Raw genomic sequence first — 24,522 nt, forward strand, 5'->3', positions numbered from 1 at the left:
TCAATCAATTCATTGAATGTTTTATTCAGGAGCAACGCCATGTCCCCTCTGCTTCACTTCATCGCCAGTGCCAGCCTGATCGGGCTGCTGGGCACGGCGCTGGCCGACCTGTGGGCCGAAACACAGAAGCGGCTGCTGAATGTGCCCACGCCCAGCTGGCCGATGGTCGGGCGCTGGGTGGCGCACCTGCGCCATGGTCAGTTCATTCATGACAGCATCGCCAAGGCGCCGCCCGTACCGGGCGAAGCCCTGCTGGGCTGGGCGACGCACTATGTGATCGGGGTGCTGTACGCCGGGCTGCTGCTGGCGATCTTCGGCATCGGCTGGGCCCACAGCCCTACCCTGCTGCCGGCGCTGGCGATCGGTATCGGCACGCTGGTGGCGCCGTTCTTCATTCTGCAGCCGGGCATGGGCGCAGGCGTACTGGCCCGTCGCACCCCCAACCCCAAGGTGGCACGCCTGCGCAGCCTGGCGGCGCACACGGCGTTCGGGGTCAGCCTGTTCGTCGCGGCGCTGCTGCTCAATGGCCTGGGCCTGATGCCCCGGGGCTGAGCTCAGGCCTCACGCTGGCACCAGGCGTCTATCAATACGTCCAGCAATGCCTGCGCATCCGTGGTGTTGGCGTCGACCAGGGCAATGGCCCAGCCACAGCCGGCCAGCTCGAAGTGTTCGCGCCAGTTGGGCCACGCCACAAGCCCGGCCAGGTCGAAGGAAAACATGCCGCCCCGCTCGCCATGGCCGCCGTGAATCGACTCGCCCAGGCCGAATGGCTGCGGGTCGAAGGGCTTGAGGCTCACGTAGTACACGTGGTGGGTGTCGTGCTCCGGGGTGGGCGCGCGGTTGCACTGGGAGAAGTCCACCGACTGCCAGCCCAGCTCGCGCTCGTTCATCGGCTGTGCCTGCGCGAGCAGGTAGTCGAGCCCCAGCGTACGCCCACCCGGCCAACCGAGCTGGGTGGCACTGAAGGTTCGCTGGCGCGCCTTGCGTGGGTTGGCAAGCTCGCTCCAGCCCAGCTCGCGGGTCAGCACCAGGCCCTTGAGCAAGCGGTGCTCGCCATTGTTCAGCTCCAGCACGAACTGGCCGTAATCGGTGGGTATCACCCGCACCAGGTGCGTCGGTGCCCCGTGGTCCTGCCCCATGTCGTCTTCCCCTGATGTTACAAAGAATTTCGGCAACCCCGCAGGGTCTACCCAGTAGATCCCCACACAAGAGTCTGCCATGAAATTCGAACGCTTCGCCCAGGGCCTGGCCAAACAGGCCGGTCGCTCGCGCACCTTCCTCATCGCACTGGTACTGATCGTGGTCTGGGCCGTCACCGGGCCGTGGTTCGACTACAACGACACCTGGCAGCTGATCATCAACACCTCGACCACCATCGTCACCTTCCTGATGGTGTTCGTCATCCAGAACACCCAGAACCGCGACAACGACGTGCTGCACATCAAGCTCGACGAACTGCTGCGCTCGACCAAGGCGGCGCACAACGCGCTGATGAACCTCGACCAGCTGGACAACAGCCAGCTCAAGCAGTTGCTCAAGGAGTACCGGGAGATCGGCGAAGACCGCGCCACCGACCTGCCCGCCGATGAAACCGGGGGCAGGCGCGGCGACGCGCAGTGAGGCGGGCTACTGGTTGGCGCCGGTGAGGGTGTTGTAGCTGGTGATCAGGTTGCGGTAGTCGGGGATGTGGTTGGAGAACAGCGCGCCCAGCCCCTCGACATCGTTGCGCCAGTCGCGGTGCAGTTCGCAGGCTGCGCCGAACCAGGTCATCAGTTGCGCACCGGCCGACGACATGCGGTCCCAGGCCGCGTCGCGGGTGATCGGGTTGAAGGTGCCGGAGGCGTCGGTGATCACGAACACCTCGAAGCCTTCGGCAATCGCCGACAGTGCCGGGAACGCCACGCACACCTCGGTAACCACACCGGCGATGATCAGCTGCTTCTTGCCGGTGGCCTTGACCGCCTTGACGAAGTCTTCGTTGTCCCAGGCGTTGATCTGGCCGGGGCGCGCGATGTATGGCGCGTCAGGGAACTGCGCCTTGAGCTCGGGCACCAGCGGGCCGTTGGGGCCGCTTTCAAAGCTGGTGGTGAGGATGGTGGGCAGCTTGAAGTACTCGGCCAGGTCGGCCAGCGCCAGCACGTTGTTCTTGAACTTGTCCGGCTCGATGTCACGCACCAGCGAGAGCAGCCCGGCCTGATGGTCGACCAGCAGCACGGCGGCGTTGTTCTTGTCCAGACGGGTGTAGGGAACACTCATGGTCATACTCCTTGCAGGGGTGGTCCGGCGCCGTGGCGCCGGAGTTGGGACAAACGTGAGTTGCATACAGACCCTAGTCGGCGCGTGTGACAGTGCCGCCGCCATTGGTCATCTGGCCGAAGCGCCCGGCGCGAAAATCGGCGAACGCCGCCTCGATCTCGGCATCGCTGTTCATCACGAACGGGCCGTAGCCGACGATGGGTTCATCCAGCGGCTCGCCGCTGAGCCACAGCACCGCCGCCTCGCTGTCGGCCTGCAGCAGCACTTCGTCGCCGGCACGCTCCAGCAGCACCAGTTGTGCCGGGCCCACCGAACGCTCGCCATTGACCGTGACCTGGCCGCGCAGCACCACCAGGGCGCTGCTGTGACCGGCCTGGGCAGGCAACCGCACGGGCTTGCCGGGCTTGAGCTGCATGTCCCACACCTGCATCGGCGTGAAGGTGCGCGCCGGGCCGCGATGGCCGTGGTAGTCACCGGCAATCACCCGCAGGCTGCCGGCACCGCCGGGCAGCGCCACGCTGGGGATGTCGGCGGCCAGCAGGGTCTGGTAGCCGGCAGGGGCAGACTTGTGCCGTGCCGGCAGGTTGACCCACAACTGCACCATCTCCAGGGTGCCGCCACTGCGGGCGAACGACGGCGCATGGAACTCTTCATGCAGGATGCCGCCCGCGGCCGTCATCCACTGCACATCGCCCGGGCCGATCAGGCCGCCGGCACCGGTAGAGTCGCGGTGCTCCAGTTCGCCCTGGTAGACGATGGTCACCGTTTCGAAACCGCGGTGCGGGTGCTGGCCGACGCCGCGACGGGCGCTGGTGGGGGTGAAGGCATGGGGCCCGGCGTAGTCGAGCAGCAGGAACGGGCTGATGTGCTGGGCCAGGTTGTCGTAGGTGAACAGGCTGCGTACCGGGAAGCCGTCACCCACCCAATGCGGGTGCGGGCTGCTGTAGACGCCTTGGATCTTTTTCATGAGCTACCTCCTCTCGTGCATGAAGCCAACGATAAGGGCGCAACGCTGAAGGCGGTAGATAGCGTAAAGTGCCCTCAGCGTTCCATTCGGAGAACAGTGGTGGAAGACCTCAACGACCTGTACTACTTCGCCCAGGTGGTCGAGCACGGTGGCTTTGCCGCCGCCGGCCGTGCCCTGGACATGCCCAAGTCCAAACTCAGCCGGCGGGTGGCCGGGCTCGAGGAGCGCCTCGGGGTGCGCCTGATCCAGCGTTCCACCCGGCATTTTTCGGTAACCGACATCGGGCAGGCCTACCACCGCCATTGCGTGGCCATGCTGGTGGAGGCCGAAGGTGCGGCCGAGCTGATCGAGCGCCACCGTGCCGAGCCCCAGGGCATCGTGCGCCTGAGCTGCCCCACGGCGCTGCTGGATTTCTGGGTGGGGCCGATGCTGTCGCGCTTCATGGTGCAGTGCCCGCTGGTGCAGCTGCATATCGAGAGCACCAACCGCCATGTGGACCTGATCCAGGAAGGCATCGACATTGCGCTGCGGGTGCGGGTGCCGCCGCTGGAGAGCAGTGACCTGGTGATGAAGGTGCTGGCCAACAGCACGCAGTTGCTGGTGGCCGCGCCCGGCTTGCTGGCTTCGTTGCCCAGGCCCATCGTGCCCGCCGACCTGGCCGCCTTGCCGAGCCTGCACTGGGGCAACCCGCAGCGCGATTATCAATGGCAGCTCAATGGCCCGGACGGCGCCACGGCCAGCTTGCGGCACACGCCGCGGCTGGTGACCGACGACCTGGTGGTATTGCGCCAGGCGGCGCTGGCGGGCGTGGGGGTGGTGCACCTGCCACTGGTGGTGATCCGCGACGAGCTTGCCCGTGGCGAGCTGGTGCAGCCCACCCCGCACTGGGCACCGCAATGCGGGCTGGTGCACGCGGTGTTTGCCTCACGGCGCGGGCTGCTGCCTTCGGTGCGGCACCTGCTGGATTTTCTGGCCCAGGAGTTTGCCCAGAGCGGGATCGATTGATGTGCCAGGGTTTGCTGGCGCTATGCGCCAGATCGCGGGTCAAGCCCGCTCCCACGGGGATTGCGGCACTCTTTGAATAGGCGCTGTACCTGTGGGAGCGGGCTTGCCCCGCGATCGAATGCACAGCATTCGCTGATCCTGCACCCACCGATCATCAGGCATACTGCCCCCCCACCCTCAATCCCAACGCACCGCCATGCAGCCGATTGTCCCCCTGGCAGAAAACTACCCCCACGGCGAGCGCATCGCCCCGCACTGCCACAACCGCGCCCAGCTGATCCATGCCCTGAGCGGGGTGATCACGGTCAACTCCAGCCAGGGCTGCTGGGTGGTTCCGCCAGGGCGCGGCGTATGGGTGCCCGCCGCCGTCGAACACGACCTGAAGATGGCCGGCCAGGTCCGCATGCGCACCCTGTTCGTCGCCTCCGACGCGCGCCCCGACCTGCCGCTGACCTGCCGCGTGGTGGACATCCCGCCGTTGCTGCGTCAACTGATCATCAGCGCCATGCTCATCCCCGCCGACTACCCGCCCGGCGGGCGTGACGAGCGGGTGATGCAGTTGATTCTGGACGAGATCCGCGTGCTGCCGATTCTGGCCCTGCACGTGCCGCTGCCGGTCGACCCGCAACTGGCCGCGCTGTGCCAGGCCCTGCGCGACGACCCGGCCAGCCCCTGGAGCCTGCAGCGCGCCGCCGCCCACAGCGGCCTCAACGCACGCACCCTGACCCGCGCCTTCCAGCGCGAAACCGGCCTGAGCTTCATCCAGTGGCTGCGCCGCCTGCGCCTGCTGGCCAGCCTCGACGCGCTGGCCGCCGGGCACTCGATCCTGAACGTGGCGCTGGACCTGGGCTACGACAGCCCCAGCGCCTTCAGCGCCATGTTCCGCCGCACCCTGGGGGTCTCGCCCAGTGCCTACTTCGGCAAGACCCCGGCCTACGGCCAGCCCGACGCCGACTAGTCAGCGTGCATGCTGGCGCAGCAGCAGCGACGCCAGCGCACACACCGCCAACGCCACGCACGACACATAGAACGCATCCGAATACGCCATCAGGTAGGCCTGCTGATGCACCGTCTGGTCCAGCTGCGCCAGCACCTGCAGGTGCGCCGGGGCCTGTGCATCGAGCACCCCGCCGGGCAGACGCTGCTGCACGGGTGCATCGAACAGCGTCAGGCTCTCATTGATACGCTGCCCGTGAAACCGTTCGCGCAACGACACCAGCTGCGTCAGCAGCGCCGTGCCCACCGCACCGCCCAGGTTGCGCAGCATCGATATCAGCGCCGAGGCGGAGCCGGCCTGGGCCTTGTCCAGCCCTTTCACCGCCAGCACCGACAGCGCCACCATGATCAGCGGCTGGCCCAGCCCGCGCACCACCGTGGAGGGGATGATCACGTTCTTCGCCGCGTCCGCCGACAGGTGCGCCCCCAGCCAGCAGCCCAGCGCCATGATCGCGAAGCCGCTGGCCACCAGCACCTTGGCGTTGAGCCAGCGCATCAGGCGCGGCAGCAGCGGCGCCAGCAGCAACTGCACCATGCCGTAGGCGATCAGGCTGATGCCGATTTCGCGGGCGTTGTAGCCCTGCACCTGGGACAGGTAGTTGGGCACCAGAAACACCAGCCCGAAGGTCGCCGCCCCGAACACCGCCATGGCCAGGCTGGCCACGCCGAAGTTGTAGCTGGCCAGCAGGCGCAGGTTGATGAAGGGCCGCGCGCCCCACAGCTGGCGCTGCACGAACAGCGCCAGCGCCACCACGGCAATCACGCTGAAGGTGACGATGAACGCCGAATCGAACCAGTCCTCGCGCCCGCCCTCCTCCAGCACGATCTGCAGCGCGCCCAGCCCCAGCGCCATGGCCGCGATGCCCAGCCAGTCGGCGCCGCGCAACTGGGCGCGGTCGCCGGCCTGCGCCGGGATCGACCACGCCACCGCCGCCAGCAGCGCCACCCCGGGCAGCAGTTGCAGCAGGAAGATCCAGCGCCATGAATAGGCGTCGGTCAGCCAGCCGCCGATCGACGGCCCGGCGGCCTGGGCCACGCTGTTGGAGAGGCTGAACAAGGCCATGCCCAGGGCGATCTTGCTCGGCGGCAGCTCGGTGATGATCAATTGCATCGACAGCGGGATCAGCACCGCCCCCGAAGCGCCCTGGATCACGCGGATGGCGATCATCGCCTGCAGGTTCGGCGCCAGCGCGCAACTGACCGAGCTGATCAGGAACACCAGCGAGCCCACCAGCATCACCCGGCGCAGCGAGAACACCTGCACCAGCCAGGCGGTGAGCGGAATCATGGTGATTTCCGCCACCAGGTAGGCGGTGGAGATCCACGAGCCTTCCTCGAACGTCGCCCCCAGCGCGCCTTCGATTTCCGGCAGCGCGGCACTGGTGACGTGCACGTTCATGCCCGCCATGAAGCAGCCGAACAAGCCACCGATCACCGCCACCCACGCGCGCAGCGATACCTTGTCTTCAGTGCTCATCGCGCACCTGCGCCGTGCGCGTATCGATGGTGGCGATCACCGACATGCCCGGCAGCAGCCGCGGCGTGCCGGGTTCCACGGGGTCGAGGTGAATACGCACGGCAAAGCGCTGCACGATCTTGGTGAAGTTGCCGGTGGCGTTGTCGGGCGGCAACAGCGCGAACACCGCCCCCGAGCCGGGCGAGACGCTGTCGACCGTGCCCTGCCAGTGCCGGCCGAAGGTGTCCACCTCCAGGGTCGCGCGCTGCCCCGGGCGCATGTGTTCGAGCTGGGTTTCCTTGAAGTTGGCCACCACGTAGGCCTGCTCCACCGGCACCACTGCCAGCAGTGGCAGGCCGGGGCTGACGTACTGCTGCACACGCACCTTGCGCTGCCCCACCACGCCGTCGAAGGGCGCCCGTACCTGGGTGTCGGCCAGGGCGTTCTCGGCCAGGGCCAGGGCCGCCTCGGCCTGTTCCAGCTCGGCCTCGCGGCGCACCAGTTCGGCCCGGGCCTCGCGCTGCTGGCTGGCCAGCACCTGGTGCCGGGCCCGCTGCATGGCCCAGCCGGCGTCTGCGCCCTTGAGCGTGGCCTGCGCCTGGGTGCGTGTGGTGCTGGCGCGTTCGGCACGCTGGGCACTCACCGCGTTCATGCCGATCAACTGGCGGTAACGCTGCCAGTCGAGTTCGGCGCGCCGCGCCTCGGCACCGCCCGCCTCGCGCTCGGCGGCGGCACGGGCAATCGCCTGCCCTTGCCCCTCCAGCTGCGCCGCCAGGGTCACCAGCACGGCCTGCTGCGCCTGCACCGAAGCGGTACTGGCGGCCAGCGCCGCACGGGCCTGGCGCACCTGCTGGCGATAGTCGCGGTCGTCCAGCTGCACCAGCAGGTCGCCGGCCTTGACCACGGCATTGTCGGCCACGCTGACCTGGGCCACATAGCCGCCCACCCGCGCACTGATCGGCGCCCAGTCGGCGCGCACGTAGGCATCGTCGGTCTGTTCGTTGAAGCGCCCGCTGTGCCACACATACAAGGCAACCCCTAGTACCGCCAGCGTGCCGGCTGCGCCCAGGGCGCGGCGCAGCGTCATCACGCGCACGCGCTCGGTGGCTTGGGTAACCGGTGGTTCGGGGCTGACCGCCTGGTTCATGTTCGTGCTCCCTGTTGTTGTTCAAGGATGCACTCTAAGGGGGTCAGCGGTTGGCGTTCGCTAGCGTACAGACCAGTATTCGTCGCGAAATGGACAACCTGCCATCAGCCCAGCAGGTAGGTTTGCACCTCGTTCGCACAGGCCTGCGGATCTTCCTGCATGAAGCAGTGCCCGCCGGGCACCTCGCGCAGCTCGACCCTTGGGTTCAGACGCGCCCAGCGCGCCAGCGACACGGGTACGAAGGGATAGGTGGTGATCCCATGCAGCACCCGTGCGGGTGTCTGCACCTGGGCCAGGGCAGCCCACAGCCCGCGAGGGAACGAACTGAACACGTCCACTTCGCGCGCAGGCCGGCACTTGAGCACTACCCCTTCGCCGCAGTCGCCGATGGCGTGGTCCACATAGGCCTGCAGCGCCTCGTCGTGCCAGCCCTTGAAAATGCCGCGCCCGTGCAGCGCGGCGTAGGCCGCCTCGCGGTCGGGCCAGTGGCTGCGCCGGGTGGCGGCCTTGCGTGCCAGGCCGTGGCGACGGTGCATGCCGAACAGCGTGGCCACGCTCATCACCCCCAGCATCGAGCGGCTGAACACCACAGGGTCAAGCAATACCGCCCGCTGAAACAGGCCCGGTTGCAGCGCCAGCATCAAGCCGGTCAGCACCCCGCCGAAACTGTGGCCCATGGCAAAGCACGCCACCTGCCCGTATTCGCCACGGCCTGCCTGGAAGGCCTCGATCGCCAGCGCGGCGCTGCGGTTCCAGCCCACGAAGGCGCCGCCATGATCGCTGTCGCCATGGCCCTGCACATCGCACAGCCACAGGTCGAAATGCTCGGCCAGGCGCTCCAGCAACGGCTGGTAGGCCAGGCAGCAGAACCCGGTGCCGTGGATGAAATGCAGCAGCGGCTTGCCGCTGGCAGGTGAGCGCCAGCCGCGCAGGGTGAAGTGTTCGGCGCAGTCATGCGACCAGGGGATCAGTTCCATCGGGACTCGCTGTGGGGGTTACACAAAACCGGATTCTACAAACAGCAGTGGATACAGCGATAGCACCAGCAGTGCGGCCATCAGCCAATTGAACAGCTTGAGCCAGCGTGGGTCCTGCAGCACGGTGCGCAGCGCGCTGCCGAACATCACCCACACGCACACGCTGGGCAGGTTGACCACGGCGAACACCGCGGCGATCACGATCACGTTGGTCAGGTAGCCCTGGCTGGGTGCATAGGTGGTGATGGCGCCCACGGCCATGACCCAGGCCTTGGGGTTGACCCACTGGAAGGCTGCCGCGCCCCAGAAACCCAGGGGCTTGCGCGTGCCGGGTTCGGCGCTGGTCAGCGGGCCTGAATTGGCGATCTTCCAGGCCAGGTACAGCAGGTAGCTGGCGCCCACGTAGCGCAGCACGCCGTAGGCCAGCGGATAGGCCTTGAACACCTCGCCCAGGCCAAGGCCCACCGCCAGTACCAGCACCATGAAGCCGATACTGATGCCCAGCGCGTGGGGAATGGTGCGACGCACACCGAAGTTCACGCCGGAGGCCAGCAACATGGTGTTGTTGGGGCCGGGGGTGATCGAGGAGACGAAGGCGAACAGCACGAAGGCCATCAGCAGGTTGAGCGAGGTGAGCATGGCGGGTGTCCGGCGGTGTGTTGTTGTGAAGTGACACTAACCAAGTCGGTGCGCAGCGCTGCGATACAGTTGGGGGCAATTGTGGCACTACACTTGGCGAGCCCTCACCCCCCTCCAGGCTTCCCGTGCCCTCGACGGGCAATTGCCTTAGGATAACCCTCCTCGATTTCCGGAACAGAAGCCCCGCCATGCCCGTACATATCCGCTCCGCGCGCGTCGAAGACGCCAGCCAGATCCTCACCTTCATCACCGAGCTTGCCGAGTACGAGCGTGCCCGCCACGAGGTGATCGCCACGGTCGCCGATATCGAGCGCACGCTGTTCGGCGAAGGCAGCAGCACCCAGGCGCTGATCTGCGAGCGTGACGGCCAGGCCATCGGCTTTGCGGTGTACTTCTTCAGTTATTCGACCTGGCTCGGCACCCAGGGCATCTACCTCGAAGACCTGTACGTCACGCCCCAGGCCCGCGGCACGGGTGCGGGCAAGGCGTTGCTGCGCCACCTGGCGCAAGAGGCCTGTGCCAAGGGCTGCGGGCGCCTGGAGTGGAGCGTGCTGGACTGGAACGAACCGGCCATCCAGTTCTACAAGTCCATCGGCGCGCAGCCGCAGGACGAGTGGGTGCGTTATCGCATGGAAGGTGAAACGCTGCGCAGCTTCGCCCAGGGTTGAGACCACGCCATGTTCTTTCGATTGGCCGCCGACGGGCTGGTACTGTTTCATCTGACGTTCATCGTGTTCGTGATGCTGGGCGGGTTGCTGGTGCTCAGGTGGCCGCGGCTGTGCTGGCTGCACCTGCCGGCCGTGACCTGGGGCGTGCTGGTGGAGGTGCTGCACCTGCCCTGCCCGCTGACCGAGTGGGAAAACCGCCTGCGTGCAGCGGCGGGTGACACCGGCTACCCCGACAGTTTTGTGGAGCATTACCTGATACCGCTGATCTACCCGGCCAAGCTGACGGCAGGCATCCAGCTGTGGCTGGGGGCATTGGTGTTCGTGGTGAATGCGGGGGTCTATGCGTGGTTGTGCTACTCGCGCAGGCGCCGTGCCTTGCGGTGAGTGTTCAGGCCGCTTCGCCGGCAAGGCCGGCTCCTACGGGAGCCGGCCTTGCCGGCGAAGTGGTCACCACAGCACCTGAATCAGGCGCTCACCTCCTCCCGCGCCGCATAGCGCTGCGCCAGCACCGCACACACCATCAGCTGGATCTGGTGGAACAGCATCAGCGGCAGAATCATCGCGCCAATAGCCCCCCCGGCAAACAGCACCTGGGCCATCGGCACACCGGTGGCCATGCTCTTCTTGGAGCCGGCAAACAGGATGGTGATGCGGTCTTCCACGTTGAACCCCAGCCGCTTGCCCAGCAACTGCGTGCACCACAGCACCACCGCCAGCAACACGCAGCACACCAGCGCCAGCCCCAGCAGCCGCACCAGCGGCACCGACTGCCACAACCCGCTGATCACCGCGTCGCTGAACGCGGTATACACCACCAGCAGGATCGAGCCCTGGTCGACGGTCTTCAGCCAGCGTGCATTGCGCGCCACCCAGGCGCCGATCCAGCGCCGCGCCAGTTGCCCGGCCACGAACGGCACCAGCAGTTGCAGCACGATCTTCAACACAGCATCGAGGTTGGACCCGGTATCGCCCTGCACGCCCATCAGCACCATCACCAGCAACGGCGTCAGCACGATGCCCAGCAGGCTGGAGGCCGCCGCGCTGCAGATCGCCGCCGGGATGTTGCCCCGCGCCAGCGAGGTGAAGGCAATCGCCGACTGCACGGTGGCCGGCAATGCGCACAGGTACAGCACGCCCAGGTACAGCTCGTCGCCCACCAGCGGCAGGAACAGCGGCTTGAACAGCATGCCCAGCAGCGGAAACATCACGAAGGTGCAGCCAAAAACCAGCAGGTGCAGGCGCCAGTGCCCTGCCCCGGCCGCCACCGCCTCGCGCGACAGCTTGGCGCCGTGCAGAAAGAACAGCAGCCCGATGGCCAGGTTGGTCAGCCAGCCAAACACCACCGCGCCCTGGCCCTCGCAGGGCAGCAAGGTGGCCAGTGCAATCACGCCGAGCAGGGCCAGGGTGAAATTGTCGAACAGCAACCGCAGGTGTTTCATGTCACGTCCTGTCTTGTTATTGGGATGGCGCAGACGGTAAGGTTTCTTTTCTTTTCCGACTAACGACAGAACCCCAAGAGTGTCGCCCAAAGGACAACCCCACGCCCCGCGCATCCCGCCCCTGAGCGAGCTCAAGGTACTGCCGCGCCCGCTGTACGGGCAGGCGCAGTCGCTGGCCAACATCGCCCTGGGCTTTCGCCACAAGCATGCCTGGGGGCAACTGTCGTATGCGGCCCAGGGCGTGCTGCATGTGCACACCGGCGCCGGACGCTACGTGGTGCCGCCGCAGCGCGCGGTGTGGATCCCGGCGCATACCCCCCATCAGGTCAGCTGCGCCGACGACACCTGCATCCGCAGCCTGTACATCGAGCACAGCGTGTGGCCGGGCACCCAGTGCCGGGTGATCGGCGTGAATGCCTTGCTGCGCGAGCTGATCCGCACCTTCAGCGGCCTGCCGGTGGCCTACGACACCGAGGGCGCAGACGGGCGCCTGGTCGCCGTGCTGCTCGACCAGCTGGCCAGCGCCCCGCAGGAAGACCTGATTCTGCCGCTGCCCCAGGACACCCGCCTGCGTGCACTGTGCCGGCGCCTGCAGGCACACCCCGAGGACAGCACCGGGCTGGCAGCCTGGAGCCTGAAGTACAGTGTTTCGGAAAAGACCCTGAGCCGGTTGTTTCTGCGTGACACCGGCATGACCTTTCGCACCTGGCGCCAGCGCATGCGCCTGCTCAGTGCGCTGCCAGCACTCAGCCGCGGCGAGCGCGTCACCGACGTGGCCCTGGCCTGCGGCTACGAATCGCTGTCGGCCTTTATCGCCGCCTTTGGCAAACAGTTCGGCCTGTCACCGGGCGAATTCCTCCAGACCCACCGGAAACCCATTACGTGAACCTGTTCAAACCGCATCACCTGCTGAGCGCCCTGCTGCTGGCCAGCCCTGCCGCCTGGGCCGCCACCGTGCCTGACAACCTCGACAACCTGGTAGAGGCCGCCAGTCAGGCCGTGATGCAGGAGCACGCGATACCCGGCATGGCCGTGGCCCTGACAGTCAATGGCCAGCACCACTACTACGACTTCGGTGTGGCCTCGCGCGACAGCGGCCAGGCCGTCGACCGCGACACCCTGTTCGAACTGGGCTCGATCAGCAAGACCTTCAACGTCACCCTGGCAGCCTATGCACAGGCCACCGGCAAGCTGAAGCTGACCGACAGCCCGGCCAGCTACCTGCCCGAACTGCGCGGCCGGGCCCTTGAAAACACCAGCCTGCTGAACCTGGCGACCCACACCGCCGGCGGCTTCCCGCTGCAGTTGCCAGACAGCGTGCACGACAACGGGCAACTGATGCGCTACTTCAAGCACTGGACCCCGAGCTACCCGGCAGGCACCCGGCGTACCTATGCCAACCCGAGCATCGGCCTGCTCGGGGTGATCAGCGCCCGCCAACTGGACATGAGCTACCGGTCCGCCCTGCAGGACCTGCTGTTTCCGGCGCTGGGCCTGAACAACACCCATCTGCAGGTACCTGCCAACTGGCAGCGTATGTACGCCCAGGGCTATACCCGCGACAACGTCCCCGCCCGGCTGAGCCCTGCGGTGCTGGCCGACGAAGCCTACGGGGTGAAGTCCAGCAGTGACGACATGCTGCGCTTTGTCGAGGCGAACATGGGCCTGGAGAAACTCGATACGCCCCTCAAGCAGGCCATTGCCGCCACCCATACCGGCTACTACCAGGTGGGCCCCATGACCCAGGACCTGATCTGGGAACAGTACCCCTACCCGGTCGCACTGCAGACCCTGCTCGACGGCAATGCCAGCCGCATGGCCCTTGAAACCCTCGACGTCACGCCGCTGCAACCCCCGCTGGCCCCGCAGCAGGCGGTGTGGATCAACAAGACCGGCTCCACCAACGGCTTTGGCAGCTACGTGGCGTTCGTGCCCTCGCAGCGGATCGGCATCGTGATCCTGGCCAACAAGAACTACCCCAATGAAGCGCGGGTGAAGCTGGCCTACCAGATCCTCGGCGCCTTGAACGAAGGTAGCCACTGACCGTGAGCAAACCGGTACGCGACACCCTCAAGCTGCTGTTGCTGCTGGCCGGGCTGTGGGGCTTCGCGCGCCTGCCGCCGAGCCTCGGCGCTAACCTGATACTGGTCGGCGGGCTGGCGGCCGGCGGCATCTATGTGCTGCTGAACCTGTCGCGCCTCTTCGCCTTTCTCAGCTACTGGCCAGGGTCGTTGCTGTACAGCGTGGTCGTGGTGTACCTGTGCAAGCTGTCTGCGCAACGGATGCTCAATGCGCGCTTTGGCATCGAGGTGGACTACCTGGACAACGCGGCGGTGGTATATGGGGCGCTCTATTCCATCCCGTTCTCGCTGATGCTGCTGGGGGTCTACCTGCTGTTGCCCCAGTGGCTGCGCAGGGCGGCTGGCAGACTACGCCCCGGCGCCGCCCCGGCCCCGGCGCAGAAAGTGCCGACGTTCGAACCCTTCTTTGCCGCGGCCCTGGTCTGTTGTGCGGGGTTTGCCCTGCAGCAGCTTGACGAGGGCCTGGAGTACGCCCTGATCGTAGATGCCATGCCCGCCTCCAACTGCGGCCCGGTCGATGCGGGCACTGCATGGCTGCGCAAGAACCACAGCCAGTGCTACAGGCTGCAGGGCAACCCGTTCACCGGCACCTTCAGCCTGCAGCAGGTCGACAGCCCGGCGCCCTGATGCTGCGTGCAGTGAACCTCTGCCGCACCCCGCCCCTCGAATGCTCAGGGGCCAGCGTTGGCCCGACCCCATGCGACGGTGCCTTCGATGAGTTTTACCCTGTGGATCGCCGTGTTCGGCGCCGTGTTGCTGATCCTGGCCCTGACCTCGTCGTACCTGCGCTGGATGCCGGTGACCACCTCGGCGGTGTGCCTGCTGCTGGGCATCGGCATCGGCCCGCTGGGGCTGGGCCTGTTGCACCTGGACCTGGACCACGCCGCCGGCTGGCTCAAGCACCTGACCGAAGTCGCGTTGCTGTTCTCGCTGTTCATCAGTGGCCTGAAGCTGCGCCTGCCGCTGCGCAGCCGTGTCTGGCGGGTGGCATTCGGCCTGGCCGGCCCGGTGATGCTGCTGAGCATCGGTGGCTTCAGCGTGGTGCTGCACTACCTGGGTGACATGGCGTGGGCGCCGGCCCTGCTGATCGGCGCCATCCTTGCGCCCACCGACCCGGTGCTGGCAGCGCTGGTGCAGGTCAACGATGCGCAGGACCACGACCCGCTGCGCTTCGGCTTGTCGGGCGAGGCCGGGCTCAACGACGGCGTGGCCTTTCCCTTCGTGCTGCTGGGCTTGCTGCTGGTGCAGGGCCAGGCCGTCGACGGCTCGGCGCTGTTCACCTGGTTGTGGCGCGACCTGCTGTGGGCGATGCCGGTGGGGTTGCTGGTGGGCTACTGGATGGGCAAGTTGCTGGGGCGCCTGACCCTGACCCTGCGCATCAGCCATGCCGACAGCACGCTCACCCCCAACGACTACCTGGCATTGGCGCTGATTGCACTGGCGTATGTGGTGGCCGACACCCTGCACGCCTATGGGTTTCTGGCGGTGTTTGCCGCCGGGCTGGGGCTGCGCCAGGCCGAGGTGAGCTTCACCGGCGGTTCGCAGACCCCGTCCGAGCACCTGGCGCAACCGGTGGCCGGGCACCTGGAAGCCGCGCCGGAGAATGCGGTGCATGGCGACCTGGACAACCTCGAAGACACCCAGGTGGCGGCCGGGGTGATGATGGGCGACATGCTTGCCTTCGGCAGCCTGGTGGAGCGGGTGATGGAAGTGTTCCTGGTAACCGTGCTCGGCGTGGCGCTGGCCAGCCACTGGGACTGGCGCGCACTGGGCTTTGGCCTGGCGTTGTTCTGCGTGGTGCGCCCGTTGAGCGTGTTGCTGATGCCTTGGGGCAGCCTGCTCGACCTGCGCCAGCGGCTGATGGTCGGCTGGTTCGGCATTCGTGGCATCGGCAGCCTGTTCTACCTGTTCTACGCCCTGAGCCACGGCCTGGGCGGCACGCTTTCGGCGCAGTGCCTGAACATCACGCTGTCGGTGGTGGCGTTGAGCATCGTGGTGCATGGCCTGAGCACGCAACCGATGCTGAACTACTACGGGCGGCGCGGCTGACCGCCCCTGCTGGCGAAATTCCCTTGGCACTTGACCTGCTGCCCCCCTGAACTAGAGTCAAAGGCTGCCCATCAAGGACAGATGGCTGCAGATAGGCGACGTTATCTACGCGTTCAAGGAAGCCAACTAACGGAGTAGTGGCAATGAGCAAACCTGCATCGACCCCTTTCATCCATACCCTTATCAACGACCTCGGCGCTGCCGCGATGTTGCCCAACATCATGCTCGGCGAAGAACTGGGCCTGTACCGGGCCATGGCCGACGGCCAGCCGGTGACCGCCCAGACCCTGGCCACACGCACTGGCTGCAATGCCCGCCTGCTTCGCGAATGGCTCAACGCCCATGCCGCCTCTGGCTACATGCAGCACAACGACGAACATTTCAGCCTTGACGAGCAGCAGGCCCAGGCCCTGGCCCATGAGGACTCCGCCACCTACATTGCTGGCGGCACCCAGGCCATCGCCTCGATGGTGCTCGACAAGGACAAGCTGGTGGCGGCGATGCGCGGCGACGGTGGCCTGGCATGGGGCGACCATCATGCGTGCATGTTCGGTGGCGTCGAGCGCCTGTTCCGGCCTGGCTACCGCAACCATCTGGTCGGCAGCTGGCTGCCGGCACTGGAGGGTGTGGTGGACAAGTTGCACGCCGGGGCCCTGGTGGCAGACATCGGGTGTGGTCTTGGCACCTCGACGCTGCTGATGGCCGAGGCCTTTGCGGCTTCGCATTTCGACGGCATCGACTACCACGCGCCCTCGGTGGCCACTGCCGGTCAACGGGCCAGGGACAGCGGCCTGACCGAACGGGTGCGCTTCACCCAGGCCAGCGCCAAGGACTACCCTGGCCGCGATTATGACCTGGTGTGCTTCTTCGACTGCCTGCATGACCTGGGCGACCCGGTGGGTGCGGCCCGGCATGCCTGGCAGGCACTCAAGCCGGGGGGCACGCTGTTGCTGGTGGAGCCGTTTTCGAATGATCGGCTGGACGACAACCTCAACCCGGTGGGGCGTTTGTTCTATGCGGTATCGACGTTTCTGTGCACGCCCAATTCACTGTCGCAGGAGGTGGGTTTGGGTCTAGGCGCGCAGGCGGGTGAGGCGCGCATTCGGGGTGTGCTTGAAGAGGCGGGGTTCAGCCACATGCGCCGGGCGTGCGAGACGCCGTTCAACCTGATACTGGAGGCGCGCAAGTAGAGGCGACGCGGCAATCGGGTGTCGAGCCACCAGGGCTGACAACTGCGATCCTGCAGGCCAGGGTGCGTTGCAACCAATGTGGGAGCCGGCAAGGCCGGCTCCCACATTTTTAAAACCACCCTGGCCCGCAGGATCGCCAGGGCACAACCCGATGTACCCACCTGCCCCAACCTGGCCTACCCTTCACCCATGCTCATCGTCGAAAACCTGCACAAGACCTTCACCACCGCCCAAGGCACCCTGCCGGTGCTGCGCGGTGTCGATCTGCACCTGCCCGCCGCCACCAGCCTGGCACTGATGGGCGAGTCCGGCAGCGGCAAGAGCACGCTGCTGCACCTGATAGCCGGCCTCGAACGCCCCGACAGCGGGCGCATTCTGTTCGACGGCCAACCGCTACACACCCGCACCGAAGCCGGGCTCGCCCACTGGCGCCGACAAGGCATCGGCCTGGTGTTCCAGCAATACAACCTGATCAGCAGCCTGGACGTGGCCGCCAACCTGGCCTTCCAGGCGCGCCTGGCCGGCCGCCATGACCCGGCCTGGGTCACCCACCTGGCCGAGCGCCTGGGCCTGGCGCCGCTGCTGCAACGCTACCCCGAGCAACTCTCCGGCGGGCAGCAGCAACGCCTGGCAATCGGCCGCGCACTGGCCTCGCGCCCCGCGCTGGTGCTGGCCGACGAACCCACCGGCAGCCTCGACGAAGCCAGCAGCGAAAACGTGCTCGACCTGCTGCTGGAGCTGGTCGGGGCAAGCAACAGCAGCCTGCTGATGGTCACCCACAGCGCCCACCTGGCCACCCGCCTGCACCAGCGCCTGACCCTGCACCTGGGCCGGGTACGCGCATGATCGGCCTGTGCCTGCAGGCGCTGCTCAGCCACTGGCGGCGCCACCCCCTGCAATGCGCCAGCATCCTCACCGGGCTGTGGCTGGCCACCACCCTGTGGGCCGGGGTCCAGGCGCTCAACCAGCAGGCCCGCGCCGACTACGCGCGGGCCAACGCGCTGCTGACCGGCGCAGCGCAGGCGCAGGTGAGCCCGCGCCACGGCGAACGCTTCGACCAGCACGCCTACATTCAATTGCGCCGGGCCGGCTGGCCGGTGTCGCCGGTGCTCGAAGGCCGCCTGCGCTTTGCCGGCGCCGAACCGGTCAGCGTGAAACTGCTGGGCATCGAGCCGCTGAGCCTGCCACCCGGCAGCGCCATCGCCGGCCAGGCCGCCCAACGCATCGACCCCGCCGCCTTCATCGGCCCCCCGGGCCAGGCATGGATCGCACCCGACACCCTGCAGCGCCTTGGCCTGGCGCCCGGTGCCGAACCGCTGAGCGGCGACGGCCAGCGTCTGCCGCCGTTGCAGGTACAGGCGCAGCTGGCCCCGGGGGTAATGGTGGTCGACATCGGCCAGGCCCAACGCCTGCTGCAGGCACCGCAACAGCTCTCGCGACTGCTGATACCCGCCGGCTACACCCCGCCCGCGCTGCCCGAGGGCCTGAACGACCGGTGCAGGCCGCCAGCGACACCGACGACCTGCAACGGCTGACCGAAAGCTTTCACCTCAACCTCACTGCGCTGGGCCTGCTGGCCTTCCTGGTGGGGCTGTTCATCGTGCATGCGGCCATCGGCCTGGCCCTGGAGCAGCGCCGCAGCCTGTTGCGCACCCTGCGTGCCTGCGGCGTGAGTGTGCGTGCGCTGGTGACTGCCCTGGCCATCGAACTGGGGCTGTTCGCGCTGCTGGCCGGGCTGGCCGGGGTGGCCTGCGGTTACCTGCTGGCCAGCCTGCTGCTGGGTGACGTGGCCGCCAGCCTGCGCGGCCTGTATGGCGCCCAGGTGGCCGGGCACCTGAGCCTGCCGCTGCACTGGTGGCTGAGCGGGCTGGCCATCAGCCTGCTCGGGGCAGCACTGGCCGGTGCCGGCAGCCTGCTGCGCGCCGCGCGCCTGCCGCTGCTGGCGCTGGCACAGCCCCAGGCCTGGCGCCAGGCGCAGGTGCGCTGGCTGCGGCGCCAGGCACTGTTGGCGCTACTGCTGCTGGCCGTGGCCCTGGGGTGCTGGCGCTGGGGCGCGAGCCTGCCGGCGGCCTTCACCCTGCTGGCCGCCTTGCTGCTGGGCGCCGCGCTGATGCTGCCGCTGCTGCTCGATGGCGCCCTGGCGCTGTTGCAGCGGCTGTGCCACCGGCCGCTGGCGCAGTGGTTCGTGGCCGACAGCCGCCAGCAACTGCCGGCCCTGGCACTGGCGCTGATGGCGTTGCTGCTGGCGCTGGCCGCCAGCGTCGGGGTGGGCAGCATGACGGCCGGGTTCCGCCAGACCTTTCTGGGCTGGCTCGATCAACGGCTGTCGGCCGAGCTGTACGTGACCCCGCATGACACCGCCCAGGGCCTGGCCATCGCGGCCTGGCTACCCACCCAGCCAGGGGTGCGCGCCGTGCTCGCGCAGTGGCGCACCGAAGTGCGCGTAGGCGGCGCCCCGGTGCAGGTGCAGGGGGTGATCGACCACCCGGCCTACGCGCAGCACTGGCCGTTGCTCGAACAGCGCAGCGAGGCGTGGCGCCAGTTGGCCAGCGGCGCCGGGGCGATGCTCAGCGAACAGTTGGCGCGGCGCCTGGCGCTGGGCCTGGGCGATCGCCTGAGCTTGCCCGGCGCTGCACCCCTTGACGTGGTAGCCGTATACGCCGACTACGGCAACCCGCGCGGGCAGGTGCTGGTGAACGCCGACTGGCTGCGGCGCACCTGGCCCGAGGCCACGCTCAACACCCTCAACCTGCGCGTGGCGGGCGAGCAGGTGGCGACGCTCAAGGCCGCGCTGCAGCAACGCTATGCGCTGGACGCCACCCGGCTGGTGGACCAGCGCACCCTAAGACGCTGGTCGGTGGAGGTGTTCGAGCGCACCTTCGCCGCCACCGCCGCACTCAACAGCCTGACCCTGGGCGTGGCCGGCGTGGCCCTGTTGATCAGCCTTTTGACCCTGGGCCAGAGCCGGCTCGGCCAGTTGGCGCCGCTATGGGCACTGGGCGTCAGGCGCCAGCACCTGGCCTGGCTGTCGCTGGGGCAGACGCTGCTGCTGGCCAGCCTGACCGTGCTGCTGGCAATTCCCCTGGGCCTGCTGCTGGCCTGGTGCCTGGTGGCGGTGGTCAACGTGCAGGCGTTCGGCTGGCGCCTGCCGTTGCAGGTGTTCCCTGGCCAGCTACTGCAACTGGCGCTGCTGGGCCTGTTCACCGCCCTGCTCGCCGCCGCCGGCCCCCTGTGGCAACTGGCCCGCCGCCAGCCCGCCGAACTGCTGAGGCACTATGCCGATGGAACCTAGACACTGGGGCGTCCTGCTGCTGTGCCTGCTGCTGGGCGCCTGCGACCCCTCGCCACCGCCACCCGCCGGTTTTGCCGGCCTGGGCCAGGACGCCGCAGCCTTTGCCCCGGTGGTGCGCGGCCAACCGTTGCAGTTCCCGCGTGACCACGGCGCCCATGCGGGGTATCGCATCGAATGGTGGTACGTGACCGCCAACCTGCGCGATGCACAGGGCCGCGACTGGGGTGCGCAATGGACCCTGTTCCGTTCGGCGCTGCGCCCCGGCGCCGAACAGCCGGGCTGGGCCAGCCCCGCCGTATGGCTGGGGCACGCGGCGTTGAGCGGGCCGTTTGGCCATCAGTTCAGTGAAACGCTGGCGCGTGGCGGTGTCGGCCAGGCGGACGTGCAGGCGCAACCGTTCAAGGCCTGGATCGACGACTGGTCGCTGCAGGCGGTGGGCGGCCAAGGCATCGAGCAGTTGCAGATGCGCGCAGGCGGCAAGGGCTTCAGCTACGACCTGCAACTGAGCAGCCAGCAGCCCCTGGTGCTGCAGGGCGATCAGGGCTACAGCGAGAAGTCCGGCCAGGGCCAGGCGTCGTATTACTACAGCCAGCCGTTCTATACAGTGCGCGGTGAAGTACAGCACGAGGGCCGGCGCGTCGAGGTGACCGGCAACGCCTGGCTCGACCGCGAATGGAGCAGCCAGCCGCTGGCCCCCGACCAGCATGGTTGGGACTGGTTTTCGCTGCACCTGGACAACGGCACGCGGCTGATGCTGTTCCAGGTCCGTCAGGCCGATGCACAACCGTACCGGGCAGGCACCTGGATTGCCACCGACGGCAGCAGCACCGCGCTCAACGGTGCGCAGATCGTGCTTGAGCCGCTGGCCCGCACCCAACTGGTCGACGGCCCGCAGGTGCCCACGCGCTGGCGGGTGCAGGTGCCCGACCGGCAGCTGGACATCGAGGTCGACGCCCTGGTGCCGCAGGCCTGGATGGGCACCCGCTTTCCCTACTGGGAAGGCCCGGTGAAGGTACAGGGCAGCACGGCCGGGCGTGGCTACCTGGAAATGACCGGCTATTCGCGCTGAGCGCCACCGACGCAGCGGCTATTCTTGCCTGAACGCCCCCTTGCCTGGAGTTGCACCATGCCTGGCCTGTCTACTTCCGCCCCCCGTGGCTGGACGCAGTGGTGCAAACCGCTGGCGTTCCTGCTGGTGGCCGCCATCGGCCTGTACTACGTGAAATGGTCGCCCTACTACGCCAAGTCGTTTGTTGCCGCCGACAGCCACAGCATCGGCGCCTCGATCCTGGACGATCACCAGTACGCACCGCTGACGGCAGCGCTGGCGTATGCCCAGGTGTATTTCCTGGCCATCTGGAAGGCGGCGCTGCTGGCGGTGATCCTCGGCTCGCTGGTTCAGGTGCTGATACCGCGGGACTGGCTGCTGCGCCTGTTCGGCAAGGCCGGGCTGGGCTCGACCCTGCGTGGCGGCCTGTTCGCCCTGCCGGGCATGATGTGCAGTTGCTGCGCGGCACCGGTGGCTGCCGGGCTGCGTCGGCAGAATGTGTCGGTAGGCGCGGCGCTGGCGTTCTGGATCGCCAACCCGGTGCTCAACCCGGCCACGCTGGTGTTCATGGGCTTCGTGCTGGGCTGGGAGTTCAGTGCCCTGCGCCTGGTGGCGGGTGTGGTGCTGGTGGTGGGGGTGTCGCTGTTCGCCCAGCGCATCTCGCGCCCGGACGTACTGCCCGAACCCGCGGTGGACGCGGCCAATGTGGCCAGTACCCCGGTGCCCGGCAGCCTGCTGGCACGCTGGATGAAAACCCTGTGGCAGCTGTTCTGGACCACCATCCCGATCTATGTGCTGGCCGTGCTGGTACTGGGCGCGGCGCGGGTATGGCTGTTTCCGCATGTCGAGGGCGGCATGGGTTCAGGGCTGGTGTGGCTGGTACCGCTGGCGGTGGTCGGCACGCTGTTCGTGATCCCGACGGCGGCGGAAATCCCGATCGTGCAGACGCTGATGGCCCTGGGGCTGGGCACCGCGCCGGCGGTGGCATTGCTGATGACCTTGCCCAGCGTGAGCCTGCCGTCACTGCTGATGCTGCGCACCTCCTTCGATACGCGGGTGCTGGTGTGGGTTGCGCTGCTGACGATGCTGGTGGGGGTGCTCAGCGGGCTGGTTGCGCTGCTGGTGCTCTAGGGCCGGCGTGCACCGCCCCCACAGCACCGGCACAGGTGCCTACAGCCGCCTTTCGCGCAGGTAGGCCAGCACCGCGGCCCGATCGCCGGCGAACTCGATGCGCGCCGCCTTGGCATCGCGCTGGTAGGCGTACATCGGGTCGTAGTACTCGCTCAGCAGGCCCTCGATCCACGCACGGTGCAGCTCCACGGCGCCGCTCGCACGCTGCACCTGCAACGCCGCGTCCATCGCCGCCGCCAGGCGCTGGTAACGCTCGCCACCCAGGCGCCGGACAATGCCCGACAGGCTCTCGCGCAGCCGCCCGGCAAAGTGTTCGAAGCCCTGCTCCGGCCCGTGGGCCAGCACGAACTCGGCGCACAGGTCGATCACATAGTCCTGCAGGATTCGTTGCACGCGGCATTCCAGGCTGTCTTCGAGCCACACCAGCGGCGCCTGCTGCATGCGCCGGTACAGGCCCAGCGGCACCGCGCGGCTGCCGATCATGCGCCCCTCGTCCTCGAGCACGAACTGCTCGATGCCGGCGTTGCGCTTTTTCAGCAGGTCCACCGCCAGGGTGTTTTCAAAACCGATCTGCGCCGGCTGCGCAGTGGCATGCCGGCCGAAGCTGGAGCCACGGTGGTTGGCGTGCCGCTCCAGGTCCAGCGCATTGTCCAGCTGCGCCAGCGCCTCGGTCTTGCCGGTGCCGGTCATGCCGCCCAGCAGCACGAAATCGCACTGCGCCACGGCCTGGTCGCCAACCTCCAGCAGAAACGTGCGCAAGGCCTTGTAGCCCCCGCCTACGCGCCGGTAGCAGATACCGGCCTCATCGCGCAGCCACTGCTGGGTGATCTGCGAACGCAGGCCACCGCGAAAGCAGTACAGCAGGCCATCGGGGTTGGCCCGGGCGAACTGCGCCCAGGCCTGGATACGGGCCTGGCGCAGCGCCCCGGACACCAGCTGGTGCCCGAGCACCATTGCCGCCTGCTGGCCATGCTGCTTGTAGCAGGTGCCCACCTGCTGGCGCTCGTCGTCGTTCATCAACGGCAGATTGCTGGCGTGGGTGAACGCGCCCTTGTCGAACTCGACCGGTGCGCGCACATCCATCAGGGGCACATCGTCGAGAAAGATCGAACGGTAGTCGGTGCAGTCGTCGTGCATCAACACACCTCGACCGCATGGGTGCCGCGCGCCACCAGCGTGCCGATCGGCGTCAGCGCCAGGCCCTGTGCCTGCGTCAGCTCGAGAAACGCCGCCTGCCCTTCGGTTGCCACCGCCACCAGCAGCCCGCCACTGGTCTGCGGGTCGCACAACAGCAGCTTGTGCGCCTCGCTCAACGGGCCGATGCGCTCGCCATAGCTGTCGAAGTTGCGCAGCGTGCCACCGGGTACGCAACCCTGCTCGATGTAGTGCTCGACACTGGCCAGGCGCGGTACCTGCGCCGCTTCCAGGCGCGCGGTCACGCCGCTGCCATCGGCCATTTCCACCAGGTGCCCGAGCAGGCCGAAGCCGGTGACGTCGGTCATGGCCTTGACCCCCTCCAGGCGCGCGATCTGGCTGCCGATACGGTTGAGGGTGCACATCTGGTCACGCGCCAGGCCCACGTCTTCGGCGCGCAGCAGGCCCTTCTTCTCCGCCGTGGTGAGCACGCCGATGCCCAGCGGCTTGGTCAGGTACAGCTGGCAGCCGACGGTGGCGGTGTCGTTGCGCTTGATGTGGCGCTTGTCGACGATGCCGGTGACCGCCAGGCCGAAGATCGGCTCGGGGGCGTCGATCGAATGCCCGCCGGCCAGGGGAATGCCGGCCGCATCGCACACCGCGCGCCCGCCGCGGATCACCTCGCGGGCGATCTCCGGGGCCAGCACGTTGACCGGCCAGCCCAGGATGGCGATGGCCATCAGCGGGTCGCCGCCCATGGCGTAGATGTCGCTGATGGCGTTGGTGGCCGCAATGCGGCCGAAATCGAAGGGGTCGTCGACGATGGGCATGAAGAAGTCGGTGGTCGAGACCACGCCGCGCTCGTCATCGATGGCATACACCGCCGCGTCGTCGCGCGAGGCGTTGCCCACCCACAGGCGCGGGTCGAGGTTCTGCGCGCCGCTGCCGGCGAGGATCACCTCGAGCACCTTGGGTGAAATCTTGCAGCCACAGCCGGCGCCGTGGCTGTACTGGGTAAGGCGTACTGGTTCGTTCATCGGTTGTCCC

24 protein-coding genes and 1 pseudogene are annotated in these 24,522 nt (G+C 67.8%); 15 read left to right on the plus strand and 10 right to left on the minus strand.

Annotated features, from left to right (window positions below; genetic code table 11):
• Positions 1-39 precede the first annotated feature (39 nt).
• Positions 40-552 (plus strand): DUF2938 domain-containing protein, encoded by a 513-nt coding sequence (locus CR917_RS14260; RefSeq protein ID WP_104572508.1) that lies wholly within the window; start codon positions 40-42, stop codon positions 550-552.
• Between the two features lie 2 nt (positions 553-554).
• Here the strand turns inward: CR917_RS14260 and CR917_RS14265 are convergent, their stop codons facing one another.
• Positions 555-1,139, minus strand: coding sequence for a hypothetical protein (locus CR917_RS14265; protein WP_102063821.1), 585 nt, complete (start codon positions 1,137-1,139; stop codon positions 555-557).
• Between the two features lie 79 nt (positions 1,140-1,218).
• Here CR917_RS14265 and CR917_RS14270 point away from each other — a divergent pair, with 79 nt between their 5' ends.
• Positions 1,219-1,620 (plus strand): low affinity iron permease family protein, encoded by a 402-nt coding sequence (locus CR917_RS14270; RefSeq protein WP_043860056.1) that lies wholly within the window; start codon positions 1,219-1,221, stop codon positions 1,618-1,620.
• Between the two features lie 6 nt (positions 1,621-1,626).
• Here the strand turns inward: CR917_RS14270 and ycaC are convergent, their stop codons facing one another.
• Together ycaC and CR917_RS14280 are read right to left on the minus strand one after the other, a co-directional pair.
• Positions 1,627-2,256 (minus strand): isochorismate family cysteine hydrolase YcaC, encoded by a 630-nt coding sequence (gene ycaC, locus CR917_RS14275; RefSeq protein WP_043860055.1) that lies wholly within the window; start codon positions 2,254-2,256, stop codon positions 1,627-1,629.
• Positions 2,257-2,329: 73 nt separating this feature from the next.
• Complete coding sequence (locus tag CR917_RS14280) at positions 2,330-3,223, minus strand: pirin family protein (RefSeq protein WP_088515100.1); 894 nt, start codon at positions 3,221-3,223, stop codon at positions 2,330-2,332.
• 96 nt (positions 3,224-3,319) lie between these two features.
• Between CR917_RS14280 and CR917_RS14285 the strand changes: the two genes are divergently transcribed.
• Together CR917_RS14285 and CR917_RS14290 are read left to right on the plus strand one after the other, a co-directional pair.
• Positions 3,320-4,228 (plus strand): LysR family transcriptional regulator, encoded by a 909-nt coding sequence (locus CR917_RS14285; protein WP_173925050.1) that lies wholly within the window; start codon positions 3,320-3,322, stop codon positions 4,226-4,228.
• 196 nt (positions 4,229-4,424) lie between these two features.
• Positions 4,425-5,186, plus strand: a complete 762-nt coding sequence (locus CR917_RS14290; protein ID WP_043860226.1) for a helix-turn-helix transcriptional regulator — start codon at positions 4,425-4,427, stop codon at positions 5,184-5,186.
• Here the strand turns inward: CR917_RS14290 and CR917_RS14295 are convergent, their stop codons facing one another.
• The 4 genes from CR917_RS14295 to CR917_RS14310 all read right to left on the minus strand — a co-directional run bounded on the left by CR917_RS14295 (position 5,187) and on the right by CR917_RS14310 (position 9,443).
• On the minus strand, positions 5,187-6,701 hold the full coding sequence (locus CR917_RS14295; RefSeq protein ID WP_043860227.1) for an MDR family MFS transporter: 1,515 nt from the start codon (positions 6,699-6,701) through the stop codon (positions 5,187-5,189).
• Entirely contained in the window at positions 6,691-7,827 is a 1,137-nt protein-coding gene (locus CR917_RS14300) for an HlyD family secretion protein (protein WP_058540268.1), read from the minus strand. Before CR917_RS14300 ends, CR917_RS14295 begins: the two co-directional genes overlap by 11 nt.
• Positions 7,828-7,931: 104 nt before the next feature.
• Positions 7,932-8,804: an alpha/beta fold hydrolase gene (locus tag CR917_RS14305; RefSeq protein WP_058540269.1), complete on the minus strand. Its 873-nt coding sequence runs from the start codon at positions 8,802-8,804 to the stop codon at positions 7,932-7,934.
• A gap of 18 nt (positions 8,805-8,822) precedes the next feature.
• Positions 8,823-9,443: a LysE family translocator gene (locus CR917_RS14310; RefSeq protein WP_088515103.1), complete on the minus strand. Its 621-nt coding sequence runs from the start codon at positions 9,441-9,443 to the stop codon at positions 8,823-8,825.
• A 188-nt stretch (positions 9,444-9,631) separates the two neighbouring features.
• Between CR917_RS14310 and CR917_RS14315 the strand changes: the two genes are divergently transcribed.
• Both CR917_RS14315 and CR917_RS14320 read left to right on the plus strand, forming a co-directional pair.
• Positions 9,632-10,111: a GNAT family N-acetyltransferase gene (locus CR917_RS14315; protein WP_104572509.1), complete on the plus strand. Its 480-nt coding sequence runs from the start codon at positions 9,632-9,634 to the stop codon at positions 10,109-10,111.
• 9 nt (positions 10,112-10,120) lie between these two features.
• Entirely contained in the window at positions 10,121-10,495 is a 375-nt protein-coding gene (locus CR917_RS14320; protein ID WP_043860232.1) for a DUF2784 domain-containing protein, read from the plus strand.
• 80 nt (positions 10,496-10,575) lie between these two features.
• Here CR917_RS14320 and CR917_RS14325 read toward each other — a convergent pair whose 3' ends face one another.
• Positions 10,576-11,550 (minus strand): bile acid:sodium symporter family protein, encoded by a 975-nt coding sequence (locus CR917_RS14325; RefSeq protein WP_043860233.1) that lies wholly within the window; start codon positions 11,548-11,550, stop codon positions 10,576-10,578.
• Positions 11,551-11,629: 79 nt separating this feature from the next.
• On the opposite strand from CR917_RS14325, the gene CR917_RS14330 reads away from it, so the two are divergent.
• The 9 genes and pseudogenes from CR917_RS14330 to CR917_RS14370 all read left to right on the plus strand — a co-directional run bounded on the left by CR917_RS14330 (position 11,630) and on the right by CR917_RS14370 (position 22,341).
• Positions 11,630-12,436 (plus strand): helix-turn-helix domain-containing protein, encoded by an 807-nt coding sequence (locus CR917_RS14330; RefSeq protein WP_104572510.1) that lies wholly within the window; start codon positions 11,630-11,632, stop codon positions 12,434-12,436.
• Positions 12,433-13,593, plus strand: a complete 1,161-nt coding sequence (gene ampC, locus CR917_RS14335; RefSeq protein WP_256589675.1) for a class C beta-lactamase — start codon at positions 12,433-12,435, stop codon at positions 13,591-13,593. The genes CR917_RS14330 and ampC overlap by 4 nt, the downstream gene beginning before the upstream one ends.
• A 2-nt stretch (positions 13,594-13,595) precedes the next feature.
• Positions 13,596-14,258: a hypothetical protein gene (locus CR917_RS14340; RefSeq protein WP_104572511.1), complete on the plus strand. Its 663-nt coding sequence runs from the start codon at positions 13,596-13,598 to the stop codon at positions 14,256-14,258.
• Positions 14,259-14,345: 87 nt separating this feature from the next.
• Positions 14,346-15,680: a sodium:proton antiporter gene (locus CR917_RS14345; protein WP_043860236.1), complete on the plus strand. Its 1,335-nt coding sequence runs from the start codon at positions 14,346-14,348 to the stop codon at positions 15,678-15,680.
• Between the two features lie 143 nt (positions 15,681-15,823).
• Positions 15,824-16,870, plus strand: coding sequence for a class I SAM-dependent methyltransferase (locus CR917_RS14350; RefSeq protein ID WP_104572512.1), 1,047 nt, complete (start codon positions 15,824-15,826; stop codon positions 16,868-16,870).
• A gap of 189 nt (positions 16,871-17,059) precedes the next feature.
• Positions 17,060-17,716, plus strand: coding sequence for an ABC transporter ATP-binding protein (locus CR917_RS14355; RefSeq protein ID WP_043860253.1), 657 nt, complete (start codon positions 17,060-17,062; stop codon positions 17,714-17,716).
• Positions 17,713-20,162 (plus strand): annotated as a pseudogene (locus CR917_RS14360) (FtsX-like permease family protein). Before CR917_RS14355 ends, CR917_RS14360 begins: the two are co-directional and overlap by 4 nt.
• Complete coding sequence (locus CR917_RS14365) at positions 20,152-21,231, plus strand: lipocalin-like domain-containing protein (protein WP_104572513.1); 1,080 nt, start codon at positions 20,152-20,154, stop codon at positions 21,229-21,231. Before CR917_RS14360 ends, CR917_RS14365 begins: the two are co-directional and overlap by 11 nt.
• Before the next feature lie 57 nt (positions 21,232-21,288).
• The gene (locus tag CR917_RS14370) at positions 21,289-22,341 is read left to right on the plus strand and encodes a permease (RefSeq protein ID WP_054914409.1); all 1,053 of its coding nucleotides are present in this window, start codon (positions 21,289-21,291) and stop codon (positions 22,339-22,341) included.
• Positions 22,342-22,380: 39 nt separating this feature from the next.
• Here CR917_RS14370 and mnmH read toward each other — a convergent pair whose 3' ends face one another.
• Together mnmH and selD are read right to left on the minus strand one after the other, a co-directional pair.
• Positions 22,381-23,478 carry a tRNA 2-selenouridine(34) synthase MnmH gene (gene mnmH / locus CR917_RS14375; protein ID WP_104572514.1) on the minus strand — a complete coding sequence of 366 codons (1,098 nt, stop codon included), beginning with the start codon at positions 23,476-23,478 and terminating at the stop codon, positions 22,381-22,383.
• Entirely contained in the window at positions 23,478-24,512 is a 1,035-nt protein-coding gene (gene selD / locus CR917_RS14380) for a selenide, water dikinase SelD (protein ID WP_104572515.1), read from the minus strand. The genes mnmH and selD overlap by 1 nt, the downstream gene beginning before the upstream one ends.
• Positions 24,513-24,522 lie beyond the last annotated feature (10 nt).

The sequence above is a fragment of the Pseudomonas sp. BRM28 genome (genome assembly GCF_002939405.1).
GTDB classification, from domain to species: Bacteria; Pseudomonadota; Gammaproteobacteria; order Pseudomonadales; family Pseudomonadaceae; genus Aquipseudomonas; species Aquipseudomonas palmensis.

What these genes read in the sequence shown, in the direction of transcription:
- CR917_RS14260 (WP_104572508.1), top strand. Translation starts at nt 40, where the DNA reads ATGTCCCCTCTGCTTCACTTCATCGCCAGTGCCAGCCTGATCGGGCTG.
- CR917_RS14265 (WP_102063821.1), bottom strand. Translation starts at nt 1,139, where the DNA reads ATGGGGCAGGACCACGGGGCACCGACGCACCTGGTGCGGGTGATACCC.
- CR917_RS14270 (WP_043860056.1), top strand. Translation starts at nt 1,219, where the DNA reads ATGAAATTCGAACGCTTCGCCCAGGGCCTGGCCAAACAGGCCGGTCGC.
- ycaC (WP_043860055.1), bottom strand. Translation starts at nt 2,256, where the DNA reads ATGAGTGTTCCCTACACCCGTCTGGACAAGAACAACGCCGCCGTGCTG.
- CR917_RS14280 (WP_088515100.1), bottom strand. Translation starts at nt 3,223, where the DNA reads ATGAAAAAGATCCAAGGCGTCTACAGCAGCCCGCACCCGCATTGGGTG.
- CR917_RS14290 (WP_043860226.1), top strand. Translation starts at nt 4,425, where the DNA reads ATGCAGCCGATTGTCCCCCTGGCAGAAAACTACCCCCACGGCGAGCGC.
- CR917_RS14295 (WP_043860227.1), bottom strand. Translation starts at nt 6,701, where the DNA reads ATGAGCACTGAAGACAAGGTATCGCTGCGCGCGTGGGTGGCGGTGATC.
- CR917_RS14300 (WP_058540268.1), bottom strand. Translation starts at nt 7,827, where the DNA reads ATGAACCAGGCGGTCAGCCCCGAACCACCGGTTACCCAAGCCACCGAG.
- CR917_RS14305 (WP_058540269.1), bottom strand. Translation starts at nt 8,804, where the DNA reads ATGGAACTGATCCCCTGGTCGCATGACTGCGCCGAACACTTCACCCTG.
- CR917_RS14310 (WP_088515103.1), bottom strand. Translation starts at nt 9,443, where the DNA reads ATGCTCACCTCGCTCAACCTGCTGATGGCCTTCGTGCTGTTCGCCTTC.
- CR917_RS14315 (WP_104572509.1), top strand. Translation starts at nt 9,632, where the DNA reads ATGCCCGTACATATCCGCTCCGCGCGCGTCGAAGACGCCAGCCAGATC.
- CR917_RS14320 (WP_043860232.1), top strand. Translation starts at nt 10,121, where the DNA reads ATGTTCTTTCGATTGGCCGCCGACGGGCTGGTACTGTTTCATCTGACG.
- CR917_RS14325 (WP_043860233.1), bottom strand. Translation starts at nt 11,550, where the DNA reads ATGAAACACCTGCGGTTGCTGTTCGACAATTTCACCCTGGCCCTGCTC.
- CR917_RS14345 (WP_043860236.1), top strand. Translation starts at nt 14,346, where the DNA reads ATGAGTTTTACCCTGTGGATCGCCGTGTTCGGCGCCGTGTTGCTGATC.
- CR917_RS14350 (WP_104572512.1), top strand. Translation starts at nt 15,824, where the DNA reads ATGAGCAAACCTGCATCGACCCCTTTCATCCATACCCTTATCAACGAC.
- CR917_RS14355 (WP_043860253.1), top strand. Translation starts at nt 17,060, where the DNA reads ATGCTCATCGTCGAAAACCTGCACAAGACCTTCACCACCGCCCAAGGC.
- CR917_RS14365 (WP_104572513.1), top strand. Translation starts at nt 20,152, where the DNA reads ATGGAACCTAGACACTGGGGCGTCCTGCTGCTGTGCCTGCTGCTGGGC.
- CR917_RS14370 (WP_054914409.1), top strand. Translation starts at nt 21,289, where the DNA reads ATGCCTGGCCTGTCTACTTCCGCCCCCCGTGGCTGGACGCAGTGGTGC.
- mnmH (WP_104572514.1), bottom strand. Translation starts at nt 23,478, where the DNA reads ATGCACGACGACTGCACCGACTACCGTTCGATCTTTCTCGACGATGTG.
- selD (WP_104572515.1), bottom strand. Translation starts at nt 24,512, where the DNA reads ATGAACGAACCAGTACGCCTTACCCAGTACAGCCACGGCGCCGGCTGT.